Below are 8,396 nucleotides of genomic sequence, written 5' to 3'. Positions count from 1 at the left end.
CCGGCGAAATCGTGGCAATGGTCTCACTGCCTGATTTCGATCCGAACAACCCCAAGGAAGCGCACGATCCGGACCGGATCAATCGCTTGACGACCGGCGTCTACGAGATGGGCTCGACCTTCAAGGCTTTCACCCTGGCGATGGCGCTCGACAGCGGCAAATACGACCTGAATTCGCTGTGGGACGATCGCTCAGTCCTGCACTACGGCAAGTTCACCATTCACGACGACGAACTGCAGCGCCGCTTCATCACCATGAAGGAGGTCTTTACCTATTCCTCCAACATCGGCGCGGCGCGGATCGCGCTGGCGCAAGGCGTCGATGCGCACAAGGCGTTCCTGCGCAAAATGGGCCAGCTCGATCGTTTGCGCACCGAGCTGCCCGAGAGCGCCTCGCCGATCGTGCCGAAGCACTGGGGTGACCTGAACACCATCACCATCTCTTTCGGCCATGGCATCGCAGTGGCGCCGCTGCAGGCGGTGATGGGCGTCAGCGCGCTCGCCAATGGCGGCCTGCTGATTCCGCCGACCTTCATGAGGCGCACCGAGGAAGAGGCGAGGGCGATCGCCAAGCGTGTGATCAAGCCCGAAACCTCGATCAAGATGCGGTTCCTGATGCGGCTGAACGCGGAGGTCGGCACTGCGCGCAAGGCCGACGTCAAGGGCTATTACATCGGCGGCAAGACCGGCACCGCCGAGAAGGTCGTCAACGGCCATTACGCCAAGAAGAAGGTGTTGACCGCCTTCACGGGCATCATTCCGGCCGATAATCCCAAGTATCAGATACTGATCATGCTGGATGAGCCGCAGCCGGCAAAGGACACCTTCGGGTTCATTACCTCGGGCTGGAACGCGGTGCCGACCGCGGGCGCCGTCATCAGCCGGATCGGGCCGCTGCTCGGGATCGAGCCGCGCTTCGATCTGCCGCCGGCAGAACGTCAAATTCTTGCGGCATCGCGGCTGACGCAGTAAGCCGTTCAAAGGCCTCGCCGATCTGACTCGTCCGGCGTCGGCCGGACGGGATTCAAATGCGACTTCGCGACCTCCTCGGAGATGATACCAGGCTCGAGCCGCGCGCGGACGCGGTCGAGGTGAAGGGACTTGCCGTCGACAGCCGCGCGGTCAAGCCGGGCGATCTGTTCTTCGCGCTGGCCGGCACCAAAACCGACGGCGCGCGCTTCATCCAGGCCGCAGTCGCGGCGGGCGCGGTTGCGATTGCCGGCGAGCAGCGACCTGCCGGCGATCTCCCGGTTCCATTCGTCGTGCTGTCCAATCCGCGCCGGGCGCTCGCGCTGGCGGCTGCGCGCTTCTACCCGGAGCAGCCGGCGACCATCGCCGCTGTCACAGGCACCAGCGGCAAGACCTCGGTCGCGGCCTTCACCCGTCAGATATGGCAACGGCTCGGCCATTCGTCCGCCAGCATCGGCACCATCGGCCTGGTCTCGGACAAGCGCACCGTCTACGGTTCGCTGACCACGCCGGATCCGATCGCGCTGCACCGGCAGATCGACGAGATCACGCGCGACGGCGTCTCGCATCTCGCCTTTGAAGCGTCCTCGCACGGACTGGATCAATATCGCCTCGACGGCGTGCGCGTCTCCGCGGGCGGCTTCACCAATCTCTCGCGCGACCACATGGATTATCACCCCGATGTCGCGCATTACCTCGCCGCGAAGATGCGGCTGTTTCGCGATCTGGTGCCATCAGGCGGCGCTGCCGTGATCGCGGCCGACCATGATTGTTCTGACGAGGTCATTGCCATCGCCAAAGCGCGCGGGCTGCGTCTCATCACCGTCGGCACCAATGGCGACGGTGCGGGTGAGGGCATTCGTCTGATCGATGCGACGATCGAGGGCTTTGCCCAGACGCTTCAGATCGAGCATCGCCGCCGCAAGCGCGTGATCAAACTGCCGCTGGTCGGCGCGTTCCAGATCGAGAATGCGCTGGTCGCCGCAGGTCTTGCGATCGGTACCGGCAGCGACGCCGAGGCTGTCTTTGATACGCTGGGCACGCTGGAAGGCGCGAAGGGCCGGCTCGAATTGGTGGGAGAGCGCAACGGCGCGCCGATCTTCGTCGACTACGCACATAAGCCGGACGCGCTGGCAAAGGCACTGCAGGCGCTGCGTCCCTACGCGAAGCGCAGGCTGGTCGTGGTGTTCGGCGCCGGTGGCGACCGCGATGCCGGCAAGCGCCCGTTGATGGGCGCGATCGCCGCCGAGAATGCCGATCGCGTCATCGTTACCGACGACAATCCGCGCAGCGAAAATCCGATAGCGATCCGCACAGCGATTCTGGCTGCGGCCAAGGGCGCGCAGGAAATCGGCGATCGCGCACAAGCCATCCGCACCGCGATCGATGAGCTCGAAGAGGGCGACGCACTGGTCGTCGCCGGCAAGGGCCACGAGATCGGACAGATCATCGGCGACAAGGTTTTGCATTTCAGCGATCACGAAGCGATTGCGGACGCATTGGCAAAGAGGACGGCATGACGACAGCGCCCTTATGGACCGTGGCCGAAGTGGCGCGCGCGCTTGGCCTTTCCGGCGAATTCCCGGATACGCCGATCGATTTCGTCACCCAGGACAGCCGCGCGGTGAAGCCGGGCAGCCTGTTCGTCGGCTTAAGTGGCACGCCGAGCGGCGGCTTCATCTCCAGCTTTGCGTCCAGCCGGGACGGCTGGGAGTTCGCGGCCCAGGCACAGGCCGCGGGCGCGGTGGCAATGATCGTGCCGCACCGGATCGATGGAGTGACGGTGCCGCAGCTGATCGTCAAGGATACGCTGATCGACGGGTTGTGGGGCCTCGCGCGCGCGGCGCGCGCACGTTTCAGGGGACCTGTGATCGGGCTGACCGGCAGCGCCGGCAAGACCTCGACCAAGGAGTTCATCGCCGCCTATCCAGGGGCGTCCGCGAGCCCGTCGAGCTTCAATAATTTCTGGGGCGTGCCGCTGACCTTGTGCAATGCCGCCCCCGATGCCTCGGTCTGGGTGGTGGAGATGGGCATGAACCAGACAGGCGAGATCGCGCGGCTGGCCGAGCTGACGCGGCCGACGGTGGCGCTGGTCGTCAACGTGCAGCCGGTGCATCTGGAGAAGCTCGGCAGCCTGGAGGCGATCCGGCAGGAGAAGGTTTCGATCGCGCGCGGCCTGCCGGCTGATGGCACGCTGGTGCTGCCAGCGGGGATCGCGGCGGCCGAGTGGAGCGGCCGGGTGCTGCGTTTCGGCGAGGGCGCCGAGATCCACGAGACTGGTTACAGCGGACGCGGCGAGAGCTGGGATGTCAGTGCCGATATCAGCGGCCGCAAGATTGTTTTCACGCTAACCCCCGGCGCGCCGCACCGGCTGCAGAATGCGCTTGCCGCGCTGGCTGCCGTGTCCGCAGCCGGGCTCGATCCGGCGCTGTTGGCCAAAGAGCTCGGCCAGGTCGGCATCATGGCCGGCCGCGGCGTCGAGCAGAATGCAGGTGGGGTCGTGCTGATCGACGATAGTTTCAACGGCAATCCGGCCAGCATGGCCGCGGCGCTGGACAGCCTGCAGGCGCGGCCGGTCAAGGACGGACGGCGGATCGGCATCATCGGCGACATGCTCGAACTCGGCACCGAGGCCGCGACGTATCACGAGGAACTGGTCAGCCATCTCGCCGGCGTCGACGGCGTCTATTGCGTCGGTCCCCTGATGCGGCATCTGTTCGATCGGTTGCCGCCGGAGAAGAGGCTCGGCTGGCATGAGGATCCAGCGACGTTGCAGCCGGCGGACATCGCCGCGTTGCTGAAGCGCGGCGATGTGGTGGTCATCAAGGGCAGTAAGAAGATCTTTTGGGTGAACAAGTTTGTGCCGAGGCTCGCCGCCGTCTTGCAGGCGTAAATCCGCACACCGGCTCGAAATCGGGCGATATCGCGGCGCAGTAGACGATATCGCACGTCCGGCGCTGCGGGACTGATATGCCGAGCGCGAAAAGCCGCAATTGATTGCAACGATTCGCACGGTGCGTCTGATCGTGGTTAAAGGAGCGCCTCAGCACGGATTCGCGCGGGATTCGTGCCGGTCCCGGCAGGCCCGTGGCGAGGCGGCATAGGCGGATTGTATGTTTTACTGGTTGATCGAGCTGACCAACACCTTCCCGAGCCTCGGGATGTTCAAGGCGCCCCTCAACGTCTTCCGTTACATCACCTTCCGCACCGGCGGGGCGGTGGTGACCGGCGCGTTGTTCGTGTTCCTGTTTGGTCCGTGGATCATCGACCATTTGCGGTTGCGTCAGGGCAAGGGCCAGCCGATCCGCACCGACGGCCCGCAATCCCACATCGTCTCCAAGAAAGGCACGCCCACCATGGGCGGCCTGATGATCCTGTCGGGCCTGGTCGTCTCCACCGTGCTGTGGGCCAATCCGCTCAACCCTTACGTCTGGATCGTGCTGGCGGTGACCCTCGGCTTCGGTTTCGTCGGCTTCTATGATGACTACCTGAAGGTCACCAAGCAGTCGCATTCCGGCTTCGCCGGACGCGCGCGGCTTGCGCTCGAAGGGGTGATCGCGCTGGTCGCGTGCTATGCGCTGGTGCGGCTCGGCCACGATGCCACCGCGACCTCGCTCGCGATCCCCTTCTTCAAGGAGATGGTGCTCAATCTCGGCTGGTTCTTCGTGATCTTCGGCGCCTTCGTCATCGTCGGCGCCGGCAATGCGGTCAACCTGACCGACGGGCTCGACGGGCTTGCGATCGTGCCGGTGATGATCGCCGCCGCAAGCTTTGGCCTGATCGCCTATCTCGCCGGCAATCTGGTATTTTCAGACTATCTGCAGATCCATTACGTGGCCGGCACCGGTGAGCTTGCCGTGCTCTGCGGCGCGGTGCTCGGCGCGGGCTTAGGCTTCCTCTGGTTCAACGCGCCGCCGGCCTCGATCTTCATGGGCGACACCGGCTCGCTCGCGCTCGGAGGCATGCTCGGCTCGATCGCGGTCGCGGTGAAGCACGAGATCGTGCTGGCGGTGATCGGTGGCCTGTTCGTGCTCGAAGCGGTCTCAGTGATCGTGCAGGTCGTATCCTTCAAGCTCACCGGCAAGCGCGTGTTCAAGATGGCGCCGATCCACCACCATTTCGAGCAGCTCGGCTGGACCGAGCCGCAGATCGTGATCCGGTTCTGGATCATCTCGGTGATGCTCGCGCTCGCGGGACTCGCTACGCTGAAACTGCGCTGACATGATCCCCGTCAGCTCCTTCGCCGGCAAGACGGTTGCCGTGTTCGGCCTCGGCGGCTCGGGCCTCGCGAGCTGCCATGCGTTACGCGCCGGCGGCGCCGAAGTGGTCGCGGGTGATGACGGCGCGGACCGGCTCGCCGAAGCCGCCAAGGCCGGCTTCATCACCGCCGACCTGCGCACCGTATCATGGGCGAACTTTTCGGCACTGGTGCTGGCGCCCGGCGTGCCGCTGACCCATCCGGTGCCGCATTGGAGCGTGCTCAGGGCGCGCGAGGCCGGCGTCGAGGTGATCGGTGACATCGAGCTGTTCTGCCGCGAGCGCAAGCGCCACGCGCCGGATGCCCCCTTCGTCGCCATCACCGGCACCAACGGCAAGTCGACCACGACCGCGCTGATCGCGCATCTGATGAAGGTCGCCGGCTACGACACTCAGATGGGCGGCAATATCGGCACGGCAATCCTGTCGCTGGAGCCGCCCCGGATGGGCAGGGTCCACGTGATCGAGATGTCGTCCTACCAGATCGATCTGACGCCCTCGCTCGATCCGACCGTCGGCATCCTGATCAATGTCAGCGAGGACCATATCGACCGCCACGGCACGCTGGCGAACTACGCGGCGGTGAAGGAGCGGCTGGTGGCCGGCGTGCAGCCGCGAGGCGCCGCGATCGTCGGTGTCGACGATGATTTCTCTCGCGCCAGCGCCGACCGCCTGGAGCAGGCGGGCAAGCGCGTGGTGCGGATCTCCGTCAAGAACCCGCTGCCGGACGGCATCTATGTCGAGCACGAGACCATCGTGCGTGCCTCTGGCGGCGCGCGCAACGAAATCGCGCGGATCGGCGGCATCGGTTCGCTGCGCGGCCTGCACAATGCGCAGAACGCAGCCTGCGCCGCGGCCACCGCGCTCGCGCTCGGTGTCGGTGCGGACGTGCTGCAGCAGGGACTACGCAGTTTTCCGGGCCTTGCACATCGGATGGAGCAGGTCGGCCGTCGCGGCGACGTGCTGTTCGTCAACGACTCCAAGGGCACCAATGCAGATGCGGCCGCGCATGCGCTGTCGTCGTTCGCCGACATCTTCTGGATCGCCGGCGGCAAGCCCAAGGCCGGCGGCATCACCGGCCTGACGGATTATTTCCCGCGGATCCGCAAGGCCTATCTGATCGGTGAGGCCGCCGCGGAATTCGCCGGGACTCTCGGCAACACGGTGCCGCACGAGATGTCCGGCACGCTCGATGTCGCGGTCGCGCAGGCCGCGGCCGATGCGGAGGCTTCCGGGCTGACGGACGCCGTGGTGCTGCTGTCGCCGGCCTGCGCCTCGTTCGACCAGTACCGTAATTTCGAAATCCGCGGCGCCAAGTTCCGCGAGCTGGTGCAGGCGTTGCCGGGCGTCAAGCCGGTGGTGTGAGCGCTTCGCTCCACCCATCCTACGCACCGGTGCGTGCGCCGAGCGCCGGTCACATCAAAAGTGAACAACTCCCTTAACCGGCTGATAACCATCATCCGCCACCAATGGGGTTGGCCTTGTCATTGCGCGTGACCGGAGCACCGCTCCGTAATTTTCCGGATCGCGCTTGCGGTCAGAGGGACACACCATGCTCTCCCGTGAAGAACGCAATCCGCTGTCTGACTGGTGGTGGACGATCGACAAGCCGCTGGTCGGTGCCATCCTGGCGTTGATGCTGTGCGGCGTCATCCTGTCGCTCGCGGCGAGCCCGCCGGTCGCGGTCCGGATCGGGCTCGACCCGTTCCACTTCTTCAACCGCCATGTGCTGTTCCTGCTGCCATCCTTCGTCGTGCTGATCGGCGTGTCCTTCATGTCGCCGCGGCAGATCCGGCGCAGCGCGCTGATCATTTTCGCCATCTCGATCGTGCTGATTGTGCTGACGCTCGCGATCGGACCCGAGGTCAAGGGCTCGCGGCGCTGGATCACCTTGCTCGGCGTCAACATCCAGGCCTCCGAAATCGCCAAGCCGTCCTTTGTCGTGGTCGCGGCCTGGCTATTCTCGGAATCGGCGCGGCGCCCGGACATGCCGGCGACCTCGATGGCGCTGGTCCTGCTGCTGGTGATGATCTCGCTGTTGGTCATGGAGCCCGACTTCGGCCAGACCATGCTGACCTCGATGGTCTGGGGCTCGCTGTTTTTCATTGCCGGCATGCGCATGGTCTGGGTGGCGGGCCTTGCGGGCGTGGCCAGTGCCGGCCTGTTCGGCGCCTATCTCCTGGTCCCGCACGTCGCGGGCCGCATCAAGCGTTTCATGAACCCGGCCTCCGGCGACACCTTCCAGGTCGATACCGCGATGGAGGCGTTCTCGAACGGCGGCTGGTTCGGGCTTGGCCCGGGCGAGGGCATCGCCAAGCGCAGCCTGCCCGACAGCCATACCGACTTCGTGTTCGCTGTCGCCGCCGAGGAATTCGGCATCATCCTGTGCTTGGCGCTGGTGGCGCTGTTTGCCTTTGTGGTGATCCGCACGCTGTCACGCGCCTACGCAACCGAGGACAGCTTCTCGCGTTTCGCGGCGTCAGGGCTTGCGATCCTGTTCGGCGTGCAGGCCGCGATCAATATCTCGGTCAATCTGCAGCTGATTCCGGCCAAGGGCATGACCCTGCCGTTCATCTCCTATGGCGGCTCCTCGATGGTCTCTCTCGCCTACGGCGTCGGCATGATGCTGGCGCTGACCCGTCTGCGGCCCCGCACTGAGATCGAGGCCACCGATGCCGCGGCCGGCGCGCAGCAAAGCTACGCCTGAACTGGGCTAATGACGAACGGGCCGCGCTCGGTTATGTGAGGGCATGACGACTGCGCCCCTCATCCTTCTCGCGGCCGGCGGCACCGGCGGCCACCTATTTCCCGCCGAGGCGCTCGGTGTCGAGCTGATCAAACGCGGCTTCCGTGTCCGCCTCGTCACCGACGCCCGCGCGCTACGCTATAGCGGTCTGTTCTCCAACGACATGATCGACGTGGTGCCGAGCGAAACCGTCCGCGGCCGCTCGCCGATCGCGCTCGCCCGCACCGCCTCGATGCTCGCCTTCGGCACGCTCGCCGCCTTCAACCTGATGCGTCGCCTGAAGCCCGCCGCCGTGGTCGGCTTCGGCGGCTATCCGACCGTGCCGCCGTTGCTCGCGGCGCGCCTCGCCGGCGTGCCCGGCATCATCCACGACGCCAACGCCGTGCTCGGCCGCGCCAATCGCTTGCTGTCGCGCCATGTCAAGG

The 8,396-nt window shown here is 65.8% G+C and carries 7 protein-coding genes; all 7 read left to right on the top strand.

The annotated features are described in order from the left end of the window. Positions 1-971: peptidoglycan D,D-transpeptidase FtsI family protein (locus WA702_RS17215; protein WP_425111743.1), on the top strand; the 971-nt coding region annotated here is incomplete at its 5' end. Positions 972-1,027: 56 nt separating this feature from the next. Continuing rightward, positions 1,028-2,488, top strand: coding sequence for a UDP-N-acetylmuramoyl-L-alanyl-D-glutamate--2,6-diaminopimelate ligase (locus WA702_RS17210; RefSeq protein ID WP_425111742.1), 1,461 nt, complete (start codon positions 1,028-1,030; stop codon positions 2,486-2,488). Next, positions 2,485-3,861 (top strand): UDP-N-acetylmuramoyl-tripeptide--D-alanyl-D-alanine ligase, encoded by a 1,377-nt coding sequence (locus WA702_RS17205; RefSeq protein WP_425111741.1) that lies wholly within the window; start codon positions 2,485-2,487, stop codon positions 3,859-3,861. Before WA702_RS17210 ends, WA702_RS17205 begins: the two co-directional genes overlap by 4 nt. Positions 3,862-4,081: 220 nt before the next feature. Next, entirely contained in the window at positions 4,082-5,188 is a 1,107-nt protein-coding gene (gene mraY, locus WA702_RS17200) for a phospho-N-acetylmuramoyl-pentapeptide-transferase (protein WP_425111740.1), read from the top strand. Position 5,189: 1 nt separating this feature from the next. Further along, positions 5,190-6,590, top strand: a complete 1,401-nt coding sequence (murD, locus tag WA702_RS17195) for a UDP-N-acetylmuramoyl-L-alanine--D-glutamate ligase (RefSeq protein WP_425111739.1) — start codon at positions 5,190-5,192, stop codon at positions 6,588-6,590. 187 nt (positions 6,591-6,777) lie between these two features. Further along, entirely contained in the window at positions 6,778-7,932 is a 1,155-nt protein-coding gene (gene ftsW / locus WA702_RS17190; RefSeq protein ID WP_425111738.1) for a putative lipid II flippase FtsW, read from the top strand. Between the two features lie 43 nt (positions 7,933-7,975). Further along, the coding region (locus WA702_RS17185; protein ID WP_425111737.1) for a glycosyltransferase at positions 7,976-8,396 on the top strand (421 nt) is incomplete at its 3' end.

It is taken from the genome of Bradyrhizobium sp. (genome assembly GCF_049798375.1).
In the GTDB taxonomy this organism is placed as follows: domain Bacteria; phylum Pseudomonadota; class Alphaproteobacteria; order Rhizobiales; family Xanthobacteraceae; genus Bradyrhizobium.
This window is presented reverse-complemented; position numbering and strand designations above follow the sequence as displayed.

Excerpts from the sequence above, each read along its gene's own strand:
- mraY (WP_425111740.1), top strand. The coding sequence starts at position 4,082 with ATGTTTTACTGGTTGATCGAGCTGACCAACACCTTCCCGAGCCTCGGG.
- WA702_RS17210 (WP_425111742.1), top strand. The coding sequence starts at position 1,028 with ATGCGACTTCGCGACCTCCTCGGAGATGATACCAGGCTCGAGCCGCGC.
- ftsW (WP_425111738.1), top strand. The coding sequence starts at position 6,778 with ATGCTCTCCCGTGAAGAACGCAATCCGCTGTCTGACTGGTGGTGGACG.
- murD (WP_425111739.1), top strand. The coding sequence starts at position 5,190 with ATGATCCCCGTCAGCTCCTTCGCCGGCAAGACGGTTGCCGTGTTCGGC.
- WA702_RS17205 (WP_425111741.1), top strand. The coding sequence starts at position 2,485 with ATGACGACAGCGCCCTTATGGACCGTGGCCGAAGTGGCGCGCGCGCTT.